The sequence below is a fragment of the Streptomyces sp. NPDC059582 genome (assembly GCF_042735715.1).
Classification (GTDB): domain Bacteria; phylum Actinomycetota; class Actinomycetes; order Streptomycetales; family Streptomycetaceae; genus Streptomyces.
On the sequence record NZ_JBHWCC010000055.1, the window covers coordinates 29,290 to 49,361 of the forward strand.

At 69.2% G+C, this 20,072-nt stretch carries 15 protein-coding genes and 4 pseudogenes; 11 read left to right on the forward strand and 8 right to left on the reverse strand.

The genetic code is table 11. The features are described from left to right. Window positions 1-40: 40 nt before the first annotated feature. Entirely contained in the window at window positions 41-349 is a 309-nt protein-coding gene (locus tag ACFV0T_RS34070) for an SCO5918 family protein (RefSeq protein ID WP_385787893.1), read from the forward strand. Window positions 350-537: 188 nt separating this feature from the next. On the opposite strand, the gene ACFV0T_RS34075 is transcribed toward ACFV0T_RS34070, so the two are convergent. Both ACFV0T_RS34075 and ACFV0T_RS34080 read right to left on the reverse strand, forming a co-directional pair. After that, window positions 538-972, reverse strand: a complete 435-nt coding sequence (locus ACFV0T_RS34075) for a hypothetical protein (protein ID WP_385787968.1) — start codon at window positions 970-972, stop codon at window positions 538-540. Between the two features lie 257 nt (window positions 973-1,229). Beyond that, window positions 1,230-1,910 (reverse strand): annotated as a pseudogene (locus ACFV0T_RS34080) (transposase); the annotation flags it as partial. A 456-nt stretch (window positions 1,911-2,366) separates the two neighbouring features. Between ACFV0T_RS34080 and ACFV0T_RS34085 the strand changes: the two are divergent. Next, window positions 2,367-2,930 (forward strand): Dps family protein, encoded by a 564-nt coding sequence (locus ACFV0T_RS34085; RefSeq protein WP_385787895.1) that lies wholly within the window; start codon window positions 2,367-2,369, stop codon window positions 2,928-2,930. A 142-nt stretch (window positions 2,931-3,072) separates the two neighbouring features. Here the strand turns inward: ACFV0T_RS34085 and ACFV0T_RS34090 are convergent. Then, a pseudogene (locus ACFV0T_RS34090) lies at window positions 3,073-3,551 on the reverse strand (iron permease); the annotation flags it as partial. 499 nt (window positions 3,552-4,050) lie between these two features. Continuing rightward, window positions 4,051-4,719, reverse strand: coding sequence for an HSP18 transcriptional regulator (locus tag ACFV0T_RS34095; protein ID WP_385787898.1), 669 nt, complete (start codon window positions 4,717-4,719; stop codon window positions 4,051-4,053). A 128-nt stretch (window positions 4,720-4,847) separates the two neighbouring features. Between ACFV0T_RS34095 and ACFV0T_RS34100 the strand changes: the two genes are divergently transcribed. The 6 genes and pseudogenes from ACFV0T_RS34100 (at window position 4,848) to ACFV0T_RS34125 (ending at window position 8,965) form a co-directional block, all read left to right on the forward strand. Continuing rightward, complete coding sequence (locus tag ACFV0T_RS34100; RefSeq protein ID WP_385787901.1) at window positions 4,848-5,282, forward strand: Hsp20/alpha crystallin family protein; 435 nt, start codon at window positions 4,848-4,850, stop codon at window positions 5,280-5,282. Between the two features lie 110 nt (window positions 5,283-5,392). Then, a complete protein-coding gene (locus ACFV0T_RS34105; RefSeq protein WP_385787903.1) occupies window positions 5,393-5,788 on the forward strand; it encodes a DUF2267 domain-containing protein in 396 nt (131 codons plus the stop codon). Between the two features lie 50 nt (window positions 5,789-5,838). Beyond that, the gene (locus ACFV0T_RS34110) at window positions 5,839-6,282 is read left to right on the forward strand and encodes a DUF2267 domain-containing protein (RefSeq protein ID WP_385787905.1); all 444 of its coding nucleotides are present in this window, start codon (window positions 5,839-5,841) and stop codon (window positions 6,280-6,282) included. 152 nt (window positions 6,283-6,434) lie between these two features. Then, entirely contained in the window at window positions 6,435-6,800 is a 366-nt protein-coding gene (locus tag ACFV0T_RS34115; protein ID WP_385787908.1) for a hypothetical protein, read from the forward strand. 634 nt (window positions 6,801-7,434) lie between these two features. Further along, a pseudogene (locus ACFV0T_RS34120) lies at window positions 7,435-7,687 on the forward strand (hypothetical protein); the annotation flags it as partial. 945 nt (window positions 7,688-8,632) lie between these two features. Further along, window positions 8,633-8,965: a MerR family transcriptional regulator gene (locus tag ACFV0T_RS34125; RefSeq protein WP_385787911.1), complete on the forward strand. Its 333-nt coding sequence runs from the start codon at window positions 8,633-8,635 to the stop codon at window positions 8,963-8,965. Between the two features lie 62 nt (window positions 8,966-9,027). On the opposite strand, the gene ACFV0T_RS34130 is transcribed toward ACFV0T_RS34125, so the two are convergent. Both ACFV0T_RS34130 and ACFV0T_RS34135 read right to left on the reverse strand, forming a co-directional pair. Beyond that, complete coding sequence (locus ACFV0T_RS34130) at window positions 9,028-9,279, reverse strand: DUF6479 family protein (protein WP_385787913.1); 252 nt, start codon at window positions 9,277-9,279, stop codon at window positions 9,028-9,030. 294 nt (window positions 9,280-9,573) lie between these two features. Beyond that, the gene (locus ACFV0T_RS34135; protein ID WP_385787916.1) at window positions 9,574-10,413 is read right to left on the reverse strand and encodes an RNA polymerase sigma factor SigF; all 840 of its coding nucleotides are present in this window, start codon (window positions 10,411-10,413) and stop codon (window positions 9,574-9,576) included. Window positions 10,414-10,830: 417 nt separating this feature from the next. Here ACFV0T_RS34135 and ACFV0T_RS34140 point away from each other — a divergent pair, with 417 nt between their 5' ends. Beyond that, a complete protein-coding gene (locus ACFV0T_RS34140; protein ID WP_385787918.1) occupies window positions 10,831-11,283 on the forward strand; it encodes an SUKH-3 domain-containing protein in 453 nt (150 codons plus the stop codon). Window positions 11,284-11,523: 240 nt separating this feature from the next. Here the strand turns inward: ACFV0T_RS34140 and ACFV0T_RS34145 are convergent, their stop codons facing one another. Next, window positions 11,524-11,772 (reverse strand): hypothetical protein, encoded by a 249-nt coding sequence (locus ACFV0T_RS34145; RefSeq protein ID WP_385787921.1) that lies wholly within the window; start codon window positions 11,770-11,772, stop codon window positions 11,524-11,526. Window positions 11,773-12,354: 582 nt separating this feature from the next. Between ACFV0T_RS34145 and ACFV0T_RS34150 the strand changes: the two genes are divergently transcribed. Then, entirely contained in the window at window positions 12,355-16,086 is a 3,732-nt protein-coding gene (locus ACFV0T_RS34150; protein WP_385787924.1) for a S8 family serine peptidase, read from the forward strand. A gap of 160 nt (window positions 16,087-16,246) precedes the next feature. Further along, a pseudogene (locus tag ACFV0T_RS34155) lies at window positions 16,247-17,565 on the forward strand (ABC transporter ATP-binding protein); the annotation flags it as partial. 10 nt (window positions 17,566-17,575) lie between these two features. Here the strand turns inward: ACFV0T_RS34155 and ACFV0T_RS34160 are convergent. Next, the gene (locus tag ACFV0T_RS34160; RefSeq protein WP_385787927.1) at window positions 17,576-19,894 is read right to left on the reverse strand and encodes a hypothetical protein; all 2,319 of its coding nucleotides are present in this window, start codon (window positions 19,892-19,894) and stop codon (window positions 17,576-17,578) included. Window positions 19,895-20,072: the final 178 nt, after the last annotated feature.

A 20,072-nucleotide genomic window follows, 5' to 3' on the forward strand; every position in this document is an offset into this window, starting at 1 on the left:
CCCTGGTCGGACCGTTCTCCCCTTCTCTCTGTGAGGCCACATGCGCTGCGTCATCGCCCGTTTCCCCTTCGAGCTCACCAAGGGCGGCGTGCTGGAATCGATGAAGGGCATCAAGCCCGAACCGGTCACCGGCGAATCCGTGACCATCGGCCGCCGCCACTACCCCGTCAAGCAGGTCGGCCAGGTCATCACCCGCCAGGACCGCCGTGACTTCAGCGCGGCCGAAGTCCTCCGGGCCATGACTCAACTCGGCTTCACCTGTCGCACCCTTCCCGAAGCCGCACCCGTCCGCATCCTCAGTCCGTTCCAGCACGCTTCCGCGATGCTCGGTACTCCCGTGTCCGTCTGACCGACGGGACGGGCAACGAGCCGAAGCCTGGACAGCAGTGTGGGCCCGATCGGCGCGCGCCGGCCGGGCCCACACCGCTCGCGCCGTTTCCCGTCGCAGGGGTTGCCCAGTTACCGGTAGTTCGTTAAATCCGGAGGTAGAGGTCGATGCCGTGTCCGGTGGTGACTGCGTCGATCAGGGCCTGGAGTTCATGGGGTGGGTCCGTGTCCGTCCATGCTTGCCACCAGCGGGTGAGGGTGATGGCGGGGGTGAGCCAGGACCGGACGGCGCGTAAGGCCTTGGGCCGACAGGGCTGTTGGGCCTGGTGGGGTGTGTCTGGTCCCCCTCTCTGGTCCCTCGTCGGGCCACGGGTCCGGCGCGGTGGCGTCCAGGGGTCCGGGTGGGGCGAACCACTGGTCCCAGCAGAAGGAGAAGGCGCAGTTGACCAGGGTCTGGTGGCGGCGGATGGCGCGGTCGGAGCGGACTTGGAAGTCGGCCCAGCCGAGTTCGTCCTTGATCTGTTTGTAGCTCTGCTCGATCCACGGCCGCAGGCCGTAGAGACGGACGATCTCGGCGAGGTCGGCCGGCGGGTGCGGGCCGGTGGTGGCGTGGGGTGTGTCGGGGTGGGGCAGGTTGGTGGCCACGTCGCCACGTACCAGGTGGCTTCCTCGGGCAGGTGGGCCGGGTCGGTGGTGGCCACGACCAGCCGGCACGGTGAGTCGGGGCCATATCCGCCCAGCCGGGCATCGGCAGCCCACCAGGTCTCGGTGTGCCCGTCGCGGAAGTGACGCTCCACGGGTGTCCAGGCGCCGGGACGCTTGGCGTCGCGCCAGTTCAGAGCTTGTGCCGCTTCGATGGGGGTATGCGGTTGATCGGCCCGGGCCCAGGTGCCGCGGTGTGGTTTGAGCGCCACCACGTAGGCCAGGCCGGCATCGCGTAGCGCGAGATACCAGTCGTCGCTGACGGAGTAGGCGCAGTCGGCGACCACTGCCCGGCAGCCGAAACCTGCGTCCTTGCCCCGGGCCGCGAGGGCAGCGGACAGTTGCGGTCTCGTGCGGAAGGCCGGGTCGGAGCGGCCGCGGGCGAAGTGGTGGGCGGGGGTGTAGGGCGTCGCGTGCAGTGGGTAGTACACGCGGCCGTCGGTCCACACCGTGGTCACCGTGACGATGCCGTTGTCCGTCTTCCCCAGCCGGCCCAGCCATTGCCGGCCCACATGCGCGGTCGCTGTGCCGTCCTTACGATCCCCGGAATCATCGATCACGATCACCCCGCCGTCGTGCGGAGCCGTCGCCGGCTCCTCGCGCAGCAGCTCAAGCCGCCGGTCGTTGACCAGCTCGGCCTCCCAGGGTGACACGGACAGGAAGAACTGCAGCCGCTGTACCCCCGGCATCCCCGCACCCGCGACCGGCTCCGCCCCTGCCAGACAGGTGAGCGTCTTGTTCCGCTCCCGCGGTGCCAGCAGCCCAGTCAGATACTCGCGAAACCCTCGCCGTTGGGCCAGGCTGAAGAAGATGTCGTCGAACCTGGCCGCGTAGTCCTCCAGCGGTCCCGGCGCAGGCGGGCACGGACGGCGAGCAGTCATCTTCAGCCCCCAGCCAGGCAGTTGACCCCTACCACCGGCCTACGACCAACCCGACCTGCCGTCAACCCACACCGCCACCGGATTTAACGAACTACCGGTAACCGCCGGACTGGTCGTACTTACCGCCTTGCAGGGCGAGCAGCAGCGGCCTTCGCGACAGGCCCTGGACGTACTGCGGCGCGTAGCCTCGTTCTCCGCCTGACGCGCCTGCGGCGGGCATTGACGCGTCGCGGCCGACCCGGGCCCTTGCCGTGGCGTCCTGCTGCGCCCGGACGCGTAGGCCGTGCGGGCACCCGCGAGGGCGGGTGCCGTTTCCCGCTCCTTCCCGCGCTCGTGCCGTCTCCTGTGGCAATTGGCCCAGCAAGAGCCACCGTCAAGGTCTGCCAGGTCTGCCACGGTCGTGTCGGGGCACCCGTGCTGTTGATGTTCAAACGCCCCTGACAATCGAGGTGAGCCATGACGCAGGATCTGACCCCCAAGTACACAGTGCCCGGCATCGACCGCGAGGCGGCCGGCCGGCTTATCGGCGCGCTCCGGGTTCGCCTGCACGCGCTCAACGATCTGCACCTGACTCTCAAGCATGTGCACTGGAACGTGGTCGGGCCGCACTTCATCGCCGTCCACGAGATGATTGACCCGCAGGTGGACCAGGTCCGGGAGATGGCCGACGACGTGGCGGAGCGCATCGCCGCGCTCGGCGGCGTCGCGCAGGGGACGCCAGGTGCACTGGTTACCGAGCGTACCTGGGAGGACTACTCCATCGGCAGGGCGGATGCCATCGCGCACCTCGGCGCGCTCGACCTCGTCTACACGGGAGTGATCGAGGACGTCCGTGCGGCGGTCAAGGAGGCGGGTGAGATCGACCCGGCCACCGAGGATCTGCTGATCGGGCAGCTGCGCGACCTGGAACAGTTCCAGTGGTTCGTGCGCGCACACCTCGAGAGCTCTCGTGGCACGCTCGCCACCAGCAACGCGCGCACGGAGGAAGAGGCCGCAGCGCGGGGAGCCGAGCTCGACTGACTCCCCTTGCGGCGAGCCGGACGCGCCAACGGGCCGGTCAGATCTCCGACACCCGACGAGAACCGGCCCGTCGGCGCTACTGCCAGGAAGTCGGCGCTAGGGCGCTACTCGGCGCGTCCATGAGGTGCACCTGGGCAGCTTAGTCGCCGGTGTTGTGCGTCTGGAAGGTCTGTCGGCCGGCCCTGGGCGCGGTGAACCCTCGCCGCAATCCTTATCCGAGACGGCGACGGTCTGGGCGGCGGCGGGCTTGGGACGGCCGAAGGCGACGGCGAGGTCCGCCAGGAGCGCGGGGACGGTGACGACGGCGACGGGTACTACAGGCAGGGCGGCGCCGCGCGGGCGTCGGGGCGTCCTGGGCCGGTGCCGCCTTGCCGGAGGCTGGCTTCGGCGCCGTTGCGCGCAGGCCGCGCACGAACAGCGTCATCACCACGGCGAGATAGCCGTCGTAACCGAAGACCTGCAGCCAGGTCATGGTCGGCGTCAGGTTGAACACGCCCTGCACCAGGGTGCTGTACCAGGAGCCGGCGTCGATCTTGCTGCTCAGGTCGACGGCGTAGGCCGCTTGCCGGGCAGGACGCCGCCTTCCTGTAGGCCGCGCAGGCCGTAGCCGAGAACACCGCTGCGATCACGACCGAGCACCCTGCAATACCGCTTTGACGGGCCAGAAGGCGCATCTGTCCTGATCTTGAGTCCCTCCCTGGGTACCACATGTACACGGTTCGATCCGTGGCTCGCACTGCTACGGCGACACGTACGAGGGCGACCTGACGGACTTCACCGTCGTCGCCGACACCTCCGAGGGGAGGGGTGTCCCTTCGGCCTGCTCGAGCCGCGGGTCAGGCCAGTGGGGATCAAGGGGGAGCCGCCATGCACCACATCAGCGTCGCCCACCCCGAGAAGACCTTGCGGCTCCCGCGGTGAGTGCGGCAGGCAGCCAGGGTGTCATGCGGGTTGCGCCACCGGAGGTATCGCGCTGCCGATGGACAGCCACGTCCAGGTGGTACCGGCGGGACGGTCCCCGTCGGCGAGTACCTCAGCCTGGGACCCGCTTCTCTGGCCCGGCGATGTACCGGTCGGCCTCACGGGACGAGAGATGCCACGCCACCGTGACGGATGCGGTTTACATGCTTCGCTGGTCGCGGGTGTCTTGGCGTAGCTGTTCGGTGTGCCGGGTGAGGGCGTCGATGCGTTTGGCGAGGCTGGCGTCCTCGGGCCGCAGGTGGGCCCGGGTGGCGGTCAGGGGGCGCACAAGGCGGGCGGCGTCGTTGTCGGCGAGAGCCAGGTTCAGCTCGCCGATCGCGTCTTTGGCGCCGACGGGCAGATCGGTGAGGGCGGTGATCTGTCCGGCCAGACGGCGGAGGTCGGCCGCGTTGTCGCGGGCCCAGGCAGTCACGGTGCGGTCGGCGGCGCGGGTGTCGCGGGTGGCCTGGACACGCTCCTCGCCGGTGCTCCCGGCGGTGCCGGGGCGCAGCCGCAAGTAGCGGCGTTCGGCGGCCTGACGGCTCGCGACCCCGAGCGGGCCGGCGAGGTCGGCCCAGCTCGCGCCCTGTCCGCGGGCGGTTTCGATCAGCCCGCTCTCCCAGCTGGCGAGCTGCTCGCGGACCTCGCGCAGCATCAGCAGTGCGGCCAGGGCCGGGTGCGCGCCGGAGTCGGCTTCGGGCGGCGCTGCGGTCGTCGGCGTTCCCGCGGAGGAATGCTGCGCGTCCTTTACGGACTGGTTGATGGCTTCCAGCGCCGCGGAGACGGCAAGGAAGGGGACTGGTGAGGCCGTCGGGGCGGCTTCGGTCATGGGACTCTCCGTCTTCCGTCATCCTCCCGATGACTCCTTGCTTGTCATCGTTCCGATGACATGTTACAACGGATGCACGTTGAAGCGCATTGGCAGTATCTGCCTGAACCAACTGGAGGTGTTTCGCGATGTTGATGCGCACTGACCCGTTCCGCGAGATGGACCGGATCGTCCAGCAGCTTTCCGGCACGTCCGGGACCTGGTCGAAGCCGTCCGTCATGCCGATGGACGCCTACCGCGAAGGCGATCAGTACGTGATCGCCTTCGACCTCCCCGGAGTGAGCACCGAGGCGATCGACATCGATGTCGAGCGGAACATGCTGCGGGTGAAGGCGGAACGCCGGCCTGCGGCGAAGACGGACACCGTGCAGATGGAGCTCTCCGAGCGGCCTCTCGGTGTCTTCTCCCGTCAGATCGTCCTGGCCGACACCCTCGACACCGAGCACATCCAGGCCGACTACGACGCGGGTGTCCTGACCCTGCGCATCCCGATTGCCGAGCGCGCCAAGCCCCGCAAGATCAGCATCGGCGGCGAGGCCGGCCGCAAGCAGATCTCCGGCTGACCTTTCCCGCATCAGCCAACAGCGGAGGGCGGGAAGAGCGGATCCCGCTCCTGCACCCCGCCCTCCGCACTCCTTGGACCCTTCGCCCCTTCCTTCCCGGAGGTGACGTGATGTCGATGCGCAGCGAGTCCTTCCTGGCCCACGTCCAGGAACGCGGCGAATACGAGACTGCGGAAGAGGCCGATCGCGTTGCCCGCGTCGTCCTGGCCCTGCTGGGCGCCCACTTGGTGGGCACGGTGCGGGCCGAGCTCGCCGCCAGGCTCCCCGAGACATACGCCTTGATCCTCCTGAACCCGTTGCAGGCCGCGGAGCCGCTTTCGCCGGAGCGGTTCGTTCGTGCGACTGCGGCCTGGATCGAGGGCGCCACCGAGAAGACGGCGCTGTGGGACATCGGCGCGGTCCTGTCCACCGTTGCCGCCGCTGCGGGCGACGTCCTCACCCGCGAGGTCCTTCTCCAGCTCCCACACGGCTACGACCTCCTCTTCGGCCACCCCCAGCCCACCTGACCACCACCGGCCCGAGGCCGGATCCTTCGCAGAGAAAGGCAACCGCAGCCATGTACAACCAGCTTCGAACGAACCCGTCCCAGACGGTCATGACGTTCGACCAGATGCTGGAACGCGTTCGCCACGAAGGCGCTTACCCGAACCGCGAACGCGCCGCGGAAGCCGTCCACAACGTCCTCGCCGCCCTCGGCCGCCAGCTCGCCGGCGAGGAGCGCGTCGACCTCGCACAGTGCCTTCCCACCGAGGCCGCCCTCACCCTGATCGCCCAGATCTCCGAAACCGAACGCCTCACCGGCTGGGGCTTCGTCAAAGACCTGGCCGCACGCACCGGGGCTACCCCGGCCACCACCCGCTGGGACACAGGTGCCGTACTCGCCGTCGTCACCCGCCTGGCCGGACCCGACCTCCTCGCCCGGATCCTGCGCCAGCTCCCCGGCGGCTACGCCCTCCTCTTCGGCCAGGCAGAATTGCGCCGGCCCCAGCCTGCCGCCTGAACGCGAGTCCGGGCGGCTGACGCGAGCCCCTGAGAGAAGGCTGGCGGTGCCTACGTGTTGGCGACTGGACTGGCCGGGCGTGTCTGCGGGACCTGCGCAGAGCGAACAGTTTCTACCGTGCGGTCGACCGAGACGGTGACATGGTCTCGTTGGTGACGTCGAAGGTGATGGAGCGGCTGGTGTTCATGGCCGGTGAGCTGTTGCGTCAGGGCGACATCGTCGACGTCGATGCGGCAGCCCGGGCCTCGCAAGGCCGACCGGGCCGCCCAGAACGCCTTGCAGAGGTCGGTGAGCTGCTGCGTCAGGGCGACATCGTCGACGTCGATGCGGCAGCCCGGGCCTCGCAAGGCCGACCGGGCCGCCCAGAACGCCTTGCAGAGCGCGCCCCGGGCGGCCTCAATGTGAAAGATGCGGCCTCCGGGCGTCGGCGGCGCGTAGGCCGAATGCCCGGAGGGGCAGGACGGCGTCAAGGGCGGTCGCCGGTGGTGCCCTTGGTGGGGGCTGACGTCTGCTGGTGACCGCCGGAACTCCGTGTACAGGCGCTCGATTGCCTGCGCGCCACTGCCCGGACAGCAGCGTGCGGGGCTCTGCGAGGATGCCGGTGGTGGCGCCGACGATCGCTTCGGTCGTCTCGCGGACCTTGCACTTCAGCCAGCCCTGCTGTGACGGCCGGTAGATACTGGCCAGCCGCTTGAAGACGATCCCTTCCATGCCGACAGCCCTCCAGGTGAGCCACTCGTGACGAGGTCCGGGTCGGTGGTCGACGGACACAGGGCCCACGGCGCGGTGAGCGCGCGGGCCGTGAACAGGGACTCCAGCGCGTCCCGCCGTCGCCGCATAGGGCCATCCCGTTGTGTCGGCGCCGGACAGGCGCAGGAGGTCGAAGGCGACGAAGTGCGCCGGCCGCTCGCCTGCGGCACGGGTGGAGCCGGTTCCGTGATGTTGCAGCCAGCCCTGGAGGCGTCGAAGTCGAGCCGGCCGTGTTCCCAGACGGCCATTTCGCCGTCGAGTGCGGTCTTGTCGGGTAGCTGCGCGGCGGCGGCGACGATCTCAGGGCACGTGGGTGTCATCTGCGTGCCGCGTGGGAGGGGAGCATGATTTCGACGGCGTCGATGTGGAGCAGGGCCCGGTATCCGTCCTAATTCGTTCGACGCTCTGTATGGCATTGGCCCCCGCCAGGCGTCGCTGCTGCGGGAGTCGGCATCCATTCGGTCGGGCTGCTCGCCGCCGTCCCGGCCGCGACCGTCCAGCGTCTGCTGGGCGGGAAAGCCGGACGCCTGGCCGCCGACCGGGCCCGCGGCATCGACCCCCGTCCGGTTGTGGCGCGTGCGCTGCCCGCTTCCGCGACTGTCCGCTGCACTTCGACCGCCACACGCTGGACGGCGGCGCCGTCCGCGCTGCCCTGCCGTCAGGCCGCTGTCCGATCAAGGCGGTGAACTGCGGTGTTGCCGAAAAGGTCCTTTCGCGTGCGACGGCAGCGGATGACGTGTCCATCAGGTTCACCCCGGTCTTCGGACCGTCGAGGCCTGGTCCTGTCTGCCGGGTCCTGTGGCCTGTCGACCCCGGCGGCGAAGGCCTCGCTTCCTGCCTTGCCGCTGAGCGAGGTCGATTACCTTGCTGTGAGACACGCGGAAATCTGTGTTGGCGAGAGTAGACATGCAGTTCTGGCCCGGCTATGGTTTCTCCTGTAGCCCAGAGAGACAGGCAGGGCCCGGCAGACACGAACTGCCGGGCGGCAGTACAGGCAGTCGCTGGACGGTGCGGTGGTGGAGTTGCGAAGCCAGAGAGGTTGCAGGACGGCGACGGGACTGACGACCGGACCGGGTGGCCCGCAGTGATCAGGGGCCGCCGTGCGCAGAACCAGCAGTTCCCGCAAGTGCAGTTCGGGGTACCCCGCAGTGGTCAGTGAGCAGTACCTCGGTGAAGGCGTCGGCTGCGGGCGCGCGCACCGGGAAGTTCGGCAGTGGGGTTCTAAGCCAGAGCAGACGCAGGACGGGCGACGGGGCTGGCTGCCGAAGAGTGGCGCTGTGAGAGGCCACTGCGCAGTTCGCAGTACCAGCAGCACGCAGTCCCCCCGCTTGTAAGCAGGATCACCGAGTGACGAACGGAGGAATTGAACGCCATCAGGATCGCCCGGGTGGAGTGTTGAGCCCGGGTACCGCAGGACATCGATAGTGAGGTGGTCTCCGGTCGAGCAACAGCGATCCCCGCATCGCCGACAGGATTTCGGTCGGGTGTGCGGTGACAGAAGGCCGGCGCAAGACTAGGGCCGGTAGATGGTGTAGCAGTTTCTTCGGGCCCTGGCGCCGTACGGCGCCAGGGCCCTCCACGCGTTCCACGGAGAGGTCAGATGACAGCAGAAAATTCCTTCAGCCGTCTCGATGACGACGATTATCCCGCCTACACGATGGGCCGGGCCGCCGAGATGCTCGGCACCACCCAGGGCTTCCTCCGTGCCATCGGGGAAGCCCGTCTCATCACCCCGCTGCGCTCCGAGGGCGGACACCGCCGCTACTCCCGCTACCAGCTGCGGATTGCCGCCCGCGCCCGTGAACTCGTCGACCAGGGAACCCCGATCGAGGCTGCCTGCCGCATCATCATCCTCGAAGACCAGCTCGAAGAAGCCCAGCGCATCAACGCCGAATACCGCCGCACCACATCCTGGCACGAAACCGGCACCTGACCCCCGGTCCGGGACGCCGCGCCGGACCGCACGCTTCCCCCGATTCCAGAATATATCCGTGCTCAGCGGTGAGGGTGTCCCTGCTCGGGGTCGTCGTCGGGGGTGCTCCATCCTTCGCCGCGTTGTTCGGGGTGCGCCAAGTCCTGGCGCGCCTGCGCGGCCCCGGGGCGCGGGAGCGGAGAGTTGGCCTGGGCGGCGCGCCGGCTGCCGAAGACGAACGCCGCGATCAGGACAGCGACAACGGCGATGCCCGCTACCGCCATGCCCAAGGCGTCGACGGAGGAAACAGCCAGGGTGATGTGTGTTTCGATCATGCGCGATCGTGTAGCCCGGATCGATGTGAACTTTTCGTACGTGGGGTCACAGATCGCTCTCCTGGGGCGTCGGAGGTGGCGCCCGTCCCGTCCTTCCAGCGCCTGCTAGGCCTTTCCGCCTTCATCCTCGAATGCGTGGGACGCCCGCTTCGCAGCGCACCTCCCGGTCTCCTGCGGCAAGGCGAGCTCGACTTGCTGCTCCCTCGCCACGGTGGCGTCGGTGTGGAGCGGCCGGAAAGGTTCCAACCCGCAGCCTGCCCTGGTCGCCATCACGGTGGAACCTGTGTGGGGCGGTCAGTTGGTGGTGAGCATGCCTTCGCGGAGTTTGGCGAGGGTGCGGGAGAGCAGGCGGGAGACGTGCATCTGGGAGACGCCGAGGTGTTCGCCGATCTGGCCCTGGGTGAGCTCGTCGACGAACCGCATGTGGATGATGCGCCGTTCACGCTCGTCGAGCTGGGTGATCAGCGGGGCCAGGGTATGGAAGTCCTCGACGAGTTCGAGGGCGTGGTCGTCGGTGGCGATGAAGTCGGCGAGCGCGGTTTCGCCGTCGTCGCTGGAGCCGAAGGTGGCGTCGAGGGAGGAGGAGGCGTAGCCGTTGGAAGCCAGCCGGGCTTCGTTGACCTCTTCCTCGCTCAGGCACATCAGCTCGGAGAGCTCCCTGACGGTGGGGGTGCGGCCGAGCCGGCTGCGGAGCTCCTCGGTGGCTTTGGCGAGTTGGATGCGGGCTTCCTGGAGGCGGCGCGGAACGTGGACAGCCCAGGAGGTGTCGCGGAAGAAGCGCTTGATCTCACCGATGATGTACGGGACGGCGAAGGAGGTGAACTCGACTTCGCGGGTGAGGTCGAACCGGTCGATGGCCTTGATCAGTCCGATGGTGCCGACCTGGACGATGTCTTCCGTCTCGTCCTGGCTGCGGCTGCGGAAGCGCGCGGCGGCGTAGCGGACGAGGCTGATGTTCATCTCGATGAGGGTGTTGCGTGCGTACTGGTACTCGGGCGTGCCCTCTTCGAGAGCGGCGAGTTGGTCGAGGAACAGGCGGGACAGCTGGCGGGCGTCCTTGGGAGCGACTCGTGAGGGGTCGGCTATCTCCGGCAGTGCGATCGTGCCTGCTTCTGTCGCCTCGGTCACCGTCATCTTGAATCCCCTCCCTAGTGGTTGCTGCCCCCGTGTGGTCGGCTGCTGGTAGCCGGCCACGGAGCGCTTACCCGCACGTGGGGAATGCATACCAGGCAGACGTGCGTGTGCGGGGTGCGCGTGGCAACTCTTGCCGCGGACTGCATGGGCCCGAACGAGCTACATCTGGATCCGCTTCGGACGTACGCCTTCACGCCCGACACACCCCTGTGATCATGAACTATTCGACGTCTTCAGACCGGTGTCCCTACCGGACACCTTGACGGCTTAACTCCATGAGGTGTCTTTCTGGAGACTGAGGAGATATCCATGCCTTCGACTGACCACGTCCTGCTCATCACAGTGGCTGCGATCGGTGCCACCGCCGCCGGCGTCATCGTGGTGGTCGCTCTCAGCGTGACAGTGGAGTAGTCAAAAATGTGGACGTTCCCAGAGCAAGTAGAGCAAACCCTGCGCGATGCTGGCTGGACTCCCAACCGGCAAGTTGACCCAGAAGCGTGGTTGTCAGCCTTGGAGGCTGATGGCCTCCTCCGAAGGCATCCTTCAGTCAGCACCTTCCTTGCTGAATTCGGGGGACTCGCAGTGCGCATCTCCGGCCCCGGAATCAGTCGCGCCCGCGCCCCATTCGAGCTCGACCCCATGCTGTGCTTGGGCGAAGAGGACCGATTTTCTGAGTGGAGCGACGAGATCAAGAAGTCGATCTTTCCGATCGGAGCGCTTGACGGAGGACGCTTGTGCCTCGGAATTGATGAATATTCCGAAATGTATCTGGTGGAGACCTGGGTAGCGTCGTTCGGTCGTATGCCAGAAGCCATGAACAACCTCATCCTCGGCATCGAATCGACTGTCGTCCACGACGGCAGCGAATAGCTTCGCCGGTAGAGGAACTCTCAAGCCGATAGGGTGCCCCGCCCCGAATCCGGGACGCTACTGGCTAATTCGGGAGCCTGACGGAGGTTCCCAAGACCTGGTTGTGGTCTTGGGAACCGCCGTTGTCTATGGGAAGAATGTCGGAAGCGGCACGCTGGCTACGACTGTGAAGACCACCTGGTCAGACACATTAGTCGAACGCCCCGTCCCTGAAGCCGCGTGGCCTGCGGCCCCCAGGCCTCAATGATCAAGGTCCAAGGCATTGGGAATGCCCCGGATCCAGGCGGCCCGGCCCGGTTCTTCCGCGGCGATGCGCTCCAACACCTCGGTGAAACACCGGCGCTCACCCGAATCCATCCTGCCGAGCTCATGGGCGATGTCTTCCAGGGTGCTCAACGCCGAATGTGAGTCATGCCCCACCGCGACGAGATCCTCCAAGGTCGCCATCGCCGTCAGAAGGGCCCTGACCACTTCGTCTCCCTGAACCACAACTTCGCCCCTTCACCACGAGTGATCACGAGACGATGCTGCCACCCGCGCAGGTGTCCAGGACACCACCAATGCCAGAGCCTCACGACCGCTCACGCCGTTCGGAGCATGCCGAAGCGTCACTGCCGAAGGCCACCTGGTCCTCATGACCAATGGGCAGACCTACGCGTGGCAGGCGCAGACGGTGGCCGGAAGCGACGCCTCGGACTGGTCGGAGCCGTGCTATTTCACGATCGACAACACCGCAGCGTCGGCGGCACCGACGGTCATCCCCTCGAAGAGGGCAGCGGAGCGAACAGCGACCCCGGCGTCTCCGGCCCGCCCGCCGAGCGACAGGCAGCCGCGGCACGGCGCGAGGGTGAGGAGCGACTCGACCGGACTCCGCTCCGCCGGCGAATCCCATACGCACCGGAGATGTCTGTTGAGCGAATTACCGGTGATGGCGCAGATGCGACATGGCCATAAAGCGTCGCCCCTGGACCGTCATCTAAAACCCACTCTGGCCCATGATCAGGTGCCCGTTCTTCGGTTCCCTGAGGAGTAACTTTGCCCAGCGTTCCCATACCCAGACCAGGTCCGGTCGTGCTTGCCGCGATCGCCGCTCTGACGATGGGGGTCATACCGGCCACCGCCGTGACGCCCGCCGACCAGGCCGCTCCGCGGCTGCCCGCCCGCGCGGCGCATCAGCCGACCTCGCGCACCGTCACCCTGATCACCGGTGACAAGGTGACGGTCAGCACTGGTGCCGACGGCAGGGTCACCCGCTCCGTGCAGGGCGTGAACGGCCGACTGACCGGCGTCACGACCTACAAGGTCGGCAAGGACATTTACATGTACCCGGACGCCGCCGTTCGGTACATCGCCGCAGGGAAGCTGGACCGCGAACTCTTCAACGTCACCAAGCTGCTGGCGGACGGTTACGGGGACGAGCAGAGCAACAGCCTGCCCCTGATCGTCAGCTATACCGACGCCGCCGTCCGCGCGCGGACCCAGGCCGTGCCGCCCGGCGCCACCAGGACCCTCACTCTGAGCAGCATTCAGGGCGCGGCTCTCTCGGAGTCGCGGTCGAAGGCCGCCGACTTCTGGGACTCACTCACCGGCGGAACCGCGGCGGCGAGCGGTCGCAGCGCCGACGCCAAGCTCCAACTGCACGGCGGGATCGCGAAGGTCTGGCTGGACGGGAAGGTCAAGGCCGCTCTGGCCGACACCACCGCGCAGATCGGCGCACCGCAGGTGTGGGCGGGCGGTGACACCGGCCAGGGTGTGGACGTGGCCGTGCTGGACACCGGTGTGGACACGCAGCACCCCGACCTGGTCGGCCAGGTGGCCGCGAGCACGAGCTTCGTGCCCGACCAGGACGTCGAGGACCACAACGGCCACGGCACCCACGTCGCCTCGACCATCGCCGGCACCGGTGCCGCCTCCGACGGCAAGGAGAAGGGTGTCGCGCCCGGCGCGCGCCTGCACATCGGCAAGGTGCTGGACAATGAAGGCAGCGGGCAGGACTCCTGGGTTCTGGCCGGTATGGAGTGGGCCGCCCGCGACCAGCACGCCAAGGTCATCAGCATGAGCCTCGGCGCCGGGCCCACCGACGGCCACGACCCGTTGAGCGAGGCCGTGAACCAGCTCAGCGCCGAGACCGGTGCGCTGTTCACCATCGCGGCCGGAAATGCCGGCCCGCACTCCGTCTCGACGCCCAGTGTCGCCGACGCCGCGCTGTCTGTCGGCGCGGTGGACACCTCGGACACCCTCGCCGAATTCTCCAGCACCGGCCCCCGCCAGGGCGATGCCGGCCTGAAGCCGGAGCTGACCGCACCCGGCGTCAATGTGCTGGCGGCCCGCTCGCAGTACGCCGAAGACGGCACAGGCTACTACCAGACGCTGAGCGGGACCTCGATGGCCACCCCGCACGTCGCGGGCGCCGCCGCGCTGCTCGCCCAGGCCCACCCGGACTGGACCGGTCAGCAGCTCAAGGACGGCCTGGTCAGCAGCACCAAGGCAACGCCCCAGTACACCGCGTACGAGGGCGGCAGCGGCCGCCTCGACGTCGCCGCCGCCGTCAAGGGCACGGTGTTCGCCACCGGCAGTGTGTTCGGCGGCTACCGCGACCCCTCGGCACCGTCCGGTGACAAGTCCGAGAAGGAGGTGACGTACACCAACACCGCGGGCACCCCGGTCACCCTCGACCTGGCGGTCCAGGTACCCGCTGCCCCCGCGGGCGCGTTCTCGCTGTCCGCTCAGAAGGTGACCGTCCCCGCTCACGGCAGCAGCAAGGTCACCCTCACCACCAACTTCGACCTGGTGAAGGGCGACACCACGACCTCGGGGCAGATCCTCGCCACCGGTCCGTCCGGCGCGCTGCTGGCCCACACCCTGATCGGCGCCTACGTGCAGGCCCCGCGCTTCACCCTCACCATCAACGGCAAGGACCGCAGCCGCCACCCGCTGAGTGGTGACGTGTACCTGATCAGCGACAAGGTCTCCATGGGCCCGCTGCTTCTGGACGACTCGGGCACCGGCACGGTCGACGTGCCTGCGGGCAAGTACCTCGTGACCCTGGAGGGCGATGTCCAGGGCGTTCACGGGGCGCACTCCAAGGGCAAGGCGATCCTGACCGCTCCCGAGGTCGTCGTCGACAAGGACACCGCGGTGGACCTGGACGCCTCCAAGGCGAAGCAGGTCTCCGTCCGGACCCCGCAGGAGAGCACCCCCGCCGACACCCGCATCGACCTCTACCGCACGTTCGACAGCGGGAACTGGCTGTTCATGCAGCGGTGGCCCGCCAAGGAGTACGACAGCGTCTGGGCCCTGCCCACCAAGCCGGTCACCGCCGGCACCTTCGGGTTCGGCGGCGACTGGCGTCTGACGGAGCCGGCCCTGACGGTCGCGTCCGGCACGCACGCCTTCGACGACCTGATCGTCGCGCGCGGAGCGACCCCGCTCAAGGAGGGCAGCCGCCAGTACAAGACCGTCTATGCCGGTGAGGGCGCCGCCGCCGCGTACGCCGGGCTCGATGCCGCGGGCAAGGCCGTCGTGGTCCGGCGCAGCGACGCCGTCGGGCCGGCCGAGCAGGCCGAGCAGGCCGCCAAGGCCGGTGCGAAGCTGCTGCTGGTCGTCAACGACGGCGACGGCCGCCTGGACCCGTGGGACTCCGACCTCGACAACCCGTACGCCCAGACCGGGAACCCGCCTCCCCTGACTGTGGCCTCGCTCACCGCGGACGAGGGCAACGAGCTGATCGCCCAGCTCAAGCCGGGCAGGAGCACGGCGCTCCAGGTGACCTCCCACCCGACCACGGACTACCTCTACGACATCGGCCAGCACTGGGCCGCGATCCCGGCGGACCCGACCTACCAGCCGCGGAGCAGCGACCTCAACCGGGTGGATGTCTCCTTCCGCAACAACCGCCCCGCGCGGGCCCTGGAGTTCCGTTCCGCGGTGTGGCAAGGCTTCTACGGATCCAACCCGTTGCCCACCCCCGCCCAAGCCGAGCGCACCGACTGGGTGTCGCGCGACACGGACTGGGTGGAAGAGGCCATGGTGAACCAGCAGCTGCAGATCAGCAGCGACTCCGTGAAGCGGTACCCGAGCGGCACGACCTCGCACCTGGAGTACTTCGGTCCGATCCAGCGTCCCCGGTCGAACGGCAACTTCGTGCCGGTGCGAGTAGGCGACCAGGTGCTGGCGGTCATCCCGGGCTGGGGCGACTCCGAGCCCGGGCACGTCGGCAGAACCCTGAACAACACCGGTGTCCGCAACAGCGTGAAGATGTACCAGGTGCTCCCCGACGGTGATCCGCTCCTGCTCAGGGACTCCACCACCGACACCATCGGCAGCCCTCGGTACCCCCTCACGCTGGACAGCGCCGAGAAACTGCCGTACCGCCTGGTCTCGGAGAACGCCCGGGACTTCTGGGAGAACGACTACTCGGTCACGACCAGGACCGAGTGGGGCTTCACCTCCGGGCAGCCCGCACCCGGTACCTACGCCGTCCTGCCGCTGATCCAGCTCGACTACACGGTCGAGGGCATGAACGCCGCCGGCAAAACGGGCCGCCGCGCCGCCATCACCGTCATTCCCTCGCACCTTGCGGGCGGTCCCAGCTCCGACACCATCGGAACGGTCGGCCTCGACATCTCCTACGACGACGGCGCCACCTGGCAGCACGCAGCCCTGACCCGCTCCGCAGCGGGCTGGAGCACTCACCTGAACGCCCCCGCCAAGGCCAAGTTCGTGACCCTGCGCACCAGCGCCGCCGACAACCAGGGCGACACCATCACGCAGAAGATCAGCCGGGCTTTCGGCCTGAAGTAAGGACCCACCGGATCAGCCCTGGCTGACCGACCCGGGGCGGGACCGCACCCCGCGGTCCCGCCCCCTCGCATTGTCGGGGAGCGAGTCGGGACCGGCGCAGTAGAAATCGATCCCCGACCGGTCCCGCCCCTTCCCACTGTCGGGGACGCGTGGGGGCGTCTTCGGCATCATGGTCGCCATGCTGGTGATCGACGTGCAGCTCGCGCTGGTCGTGTTCGCCACCCTGCCCCCGCTGATCATCGCCACGTTCTTCTTCCGTCGCGCGAGCGTGAAGGCGTACGAGCTCGCCCGCGAGCGCGTGTCGGTGGTCAACGCCGACCTCCAGGAGTCGGTGGCCGGGCTGCGGATCGTGCAGGCGTTCCGGCGCGAGCGGGACGGCGGGCGACGGTTCGCCGAGCGCAGCGACAGCTATCGCCAGGCCCGCACGCGCGGGCAGTGGCTGATATCCGTCTACTTCCCCTTCGTCCAGCTGCTGTCGTCCGTCGCCGTGGCCTCCGTCCTGATCGCGGGTGCGAGCCGGGTCGAGGCGGCCACGCTGACGACCGGCGCCCTGGTCGCCTACCTCCTCTACATCGACCTGTTCTTCGCCCCGGTCCAGCAGCTCTCCCAGGTCTTCGACGGCTACCAGCAGGCCACCGTCTCGCTCGGCCGCATCCAGGAGTTGCTGCGCGAGCCGACCTCGACGAAGGCCGCCGACGAACCCCTCGACGTCCTCTCCCTGCGCGGCGAGATCGCCTTCGAGGACGTGCACTTCGCGTACGGCGACGAGGAAGAGGCCCTGACCGGCATCGACCTGACCATCCCGGCCGGGCAGACGGTCGCCTTCGTCGGAGAGACCGGCGCCGGCAAGTCGACCCTCGTCGAGCTGGTGGCCCGCTTCTACGACCCCACCAGCGGCCGGGTCACCGCCGCCGGCACCGACCTGCGCACCCTGGACCTGACGTCGTACCGGCACCGCCTCGGCGTCGTCCCGCAGGAGGCGTACCTCTTCCCCGGCACCGTCCGGGACGCCATCGCCTACGGCCGGCCCGACGCCACCGACGCCGAGGTCGAGGCGGCGGCCCGCGCGGTCGGCGCGCACGAGATGATCGCCACGCTCGACGGCGGCTACCTCCACGAGGTCGCCGAGCGCGGCCGCAACCTCTCCGCCGGCCAGCGCCAATCGCGCTCGCCCGCGCCGAACTCGTCGACCCCGACGTCCTGCTGCTCGACGAGGCCACGACCGCCCTCGACCTGGCCACCGAGGCCCAGGTCAACCAGGCCACCGACCGCCAGGCGGGCCGTCGTACGACGCTCGTGGTCGCCCACCGGCTGACCACGGCCGCCCGCGCGGACCGGGTGGTGGTCATGGACCACGGCAGGGTCGCCGAGGACGGCACCCACGACGAACTCCTCGCCCTGGGCGGCCGGTACGCCGAGCTGTGGCGGACCTTCATCGGGCAGGCGGAGCCGGAGGAGCCGGTGGGGGCGGCCCGCTGAGTCGCGGCTGTCACCGGACGTCGGGTTTGAAGAACGCCGTCACCGTGGAGTCCGTGTCGAGGGGCGGCGCGCATGGGTTGGAGCTGGTGGTGCAGGCCCCCGACCAGTCGCTGAGGATGAAACGACTGGTGTTGTCGACCGTCGCGGTCAGCTGCAGTCCCTCGGCCGTGGCGCGGAAGGTGCACAGGGTGGGGTCGGCCGTGTCCGAGCAGGCCGGCCCGCCCTGATTGCTGGTCGCCTCGACCCGGTTGCCGGCTCCACCGGTGAGGCGGACCGTGATGTCGACGTATCCGGTGCCGGTGAGCGCGGCCGTGGCGGTCTGCTGCCCCGAGGCGATGGTGAGGGTGGTGCTCGCGTCCCCCAGCCGGCTGGGGGAGAACTCGACGCTCACCGTGCAGGAGGCTTTGGCCGCCAGCTGGTCCGCGCAGGTGCCGTCCGCGTACGAGAAGCCGGTGTCGCCGGGGATGTCCGGGTGGCTGATGCCGATGGCCCGGTCGTTGGGGTTGGTGACGGTGAACTCAAGTGTCGGGGCTTCCGCGCCCGGATAGATGTGCACCTGCGTGAAGTCCTGGGTGGCAGGGGAGATGACCGGTGCGGACGGCGTGAGCGACGTCCCGCCGTCGGTGCCGTTCGTGGTGCCGCCGTTCACCGTCCGTCCGTTCGTGGGGCTGCCGTCCGTCGTCCCACCGGTTGTCGTGCCGCCGTCCGTCGTCTGACCGGTCGTGGTGCCGCCGCTGTCGGTCGCGTCGGAATCCGAGGCCGTGGGCGTCGCGGAGGAGGTGCCGCTGTCGTGACCGGAGCCGCCCACCGCCTGAGTGATCGCCGAGCCGACCGCGATCAGCGCCAGCACGATGACGACGGCGGTCACCACGCGCCGCCGGGTGCGCGAGGTTCGGGGCGGGGGAGGGGGAGGGGCCGCCGCCGGTTCGAGAAGCGCCAGGTTGGCCAGGGTGACCGCCGCACCCGCCGTGTCTCCCAGCTGCGTACGCAGGTCGAGCGCCCGTTGGAGGAGGCGCCGGGCGTCGTCCGTACGATCGTGGAGGAAGTGCTGGACACCCTGCTGGTGGGTGAAGGAGGCCTCGGCCATCCGGTCTCCGGCCGCCTGCGCGGCGGTGATCCCCTGCGCGAGGGTGTGCTGCCACGCCTGCCAGTGGCCCTGGACGAAGAGCACCCGCTCGACGACCGTCGTCAGCCGGACGACCGCCTCCCACTCGCGCTGTTCGGCCGCGAGCCCGAGCAGGCTCACTGCCGCGTCGACGGCCCCGCGCGCCTCCTCACCGCCCGGATCGCGGGCGGCGAGCCACGCGGCCAGCGAGCGCACCGCCGAGGCCAGCCCGATGGAGCGGTACAGGATCCGCCGGTAGGGCTCGGCCTTGCAGACCGGCAGGCCGAAGCGGTCCTCGCGCTGTTCGGCGAGGCCGCGCGCGAACAGTGGGTCCAGGGTTTCGGCGACAAAGGCGATGTCGGCCATCTGGGCGAGCAGGTCACCGGGCAGGAGGGCGCCGCCGACCAGCGTGAGCACCGCCAGCGCGCGCTTGGCCTGGGGCCCGACGGCCGAGATGCTCAGCTCGTCCAGCACGTCCGGGTCGGACGCGGTCCGGTCGGCGAGTTCGTCGAAGGTGTGGCCGTCGAGCCGCACGAGGGCGGCCGCCTGCCGCAGACGCAGCGGCTGACCGTCCACGGCGGCCACCAGCCGTCGTACGGAGGCCATGTCGGAGTCCGGGATGAAGCGGCCCAGCTCGCGTGAGAGCAGGGCCACCGCCGCCGCTTCCGACAGCCCCGGCAGCGCGTACGAGGTACCAAGGGCCCCGAGCACCGGGGCGGGGGCGCCGACCACCAGCGTGGAGTTCGCCAAGGCCCGCCGCAGATAGCTGAGTTGGGAGGCGCTGTAGGACACGTCGTCGAGGGCGACGACCCCGTTGACATGGGCGAGTGCCTGAGCGCACTGCTCGGTGCCGAGCCGGATGCCGCCCGGGTCCGGGTAGACGTAGAAATGCCGCATCAGGTCCTGGAGCAGGTCCTCCGGTTCGGTGCCGCCCACGCGCACGTATGTTCCGGGGGCCTCGCCCGTGGCCGCGTGCTGGAGGAGGGAGGACTTGCCCGCTCCGCAAGGGCCCGTGAACTCCACCGCGCCCCGCTCACGGCTCGCGCGGCGGACGAGGGCGAGCTGCTCCTCCCGGCCGAGGACGAACGGCGGCCGGGGAGCATCCGGGCCGTAGGGACGCCGTACGGGCGGTGGATCGGGTGCCCGCAGGGGCAGCCGCGTGAGGCGGGCGCCGTGCCGGTCGGTGATGGTCACACTGACATTGCCGAAGACGACGCTGTTCATCCCGCCCCCTGGGAATGAACGGGCGCCTGGTCAGCGCCGCTACGTCAAAGATGGGCAGAGGACGCGGCAGTGTCAAGGCGCGGACGATGCGGACGCGCGGGCGGGCGGACGGGGCGCCGCGCGGCGGACGCCTGACGTTGGACGGTGCGCGGTGCTGACGGTCGTGCAACCGTCCGAC

Coding starts and splice junctions, on each gene's coding strand:
- ACFV0T_RS34135 (WP_385787916.1), bottom strand. CDS start 10,413: ATGACGGTGACCGAGGCGACAGAAGCAGGCACGATCGCACTGCCGGAG.
- ACFV0T_RS34085 (WP_385787895.1), top strand. CDS start 2,367: ATGACGCAGGATCTGACCCCCAAGTACACAGTGCCCGGCATCGACCGC.
- ACFV0T_RS34160 (WP_385787927.1), bottom strand. CDS start 19,894: ATGAACAGCGTCGTCTTCGGCAATGTCAGTGTGACCATCACCGACCGG.
- ACFV0T_RS34140 (WP_385787918.1), top strand. CDS start 10,831: ATGTGGACGTTCCCAGAGCAAGTAGAGCAAACCCTGCGCGATGCTGGC.
- ACFV0T_RS34125 (WP_385787911.1), top strand. CDS start 8,633: ATGACAGCAGAAAATTCCTTCAGCCGTCTCGATGACGACGATTATCCC.
- ACFV0T_RS34130 (WP_385787913.1), bottom strand. CDS start 9,279: ATGATCGAAACACACATCACCCTGGCTGTTTCCTCCGTCGACGCCTTG.
- ACFV0T_RS34100 (WP_385787901.1), top strand. CDS start 4,848: ATGTTGATGCGCACTGACCCGTTCCGCGAGATGGACCGGATCGTCCAG.
- ACFV0T_RS34070 (WP_385787893.1), top strand. CDS start 41: ATGCGCTGCGTCATCGCCCGTTTCCCCTTCGAGCTCACCAAGGGCGGC.
- ACFV0T_RS34110 (WP_385787905.1), top strand. CDS start 5,839: ATGTACAACCAGCTTCGAACGAACCCGTCCCAGACGGTCATGACGTTC.
- ACFV0T_RS34105 (WP_385787903.1), top strand. CDS start 5,393: ATGTCGATGCGCAGCGAGTCCTTCCTGGCCCACGTCCAGGAACGCGGC.
- ACFV0T_RS34095 (WP_385787898.1), bottom strand. CDS start 4,719: ATGACCGAAGCCGCCCCGACGGCCTCACCAGTCCCCTTCCTTGCCGTC.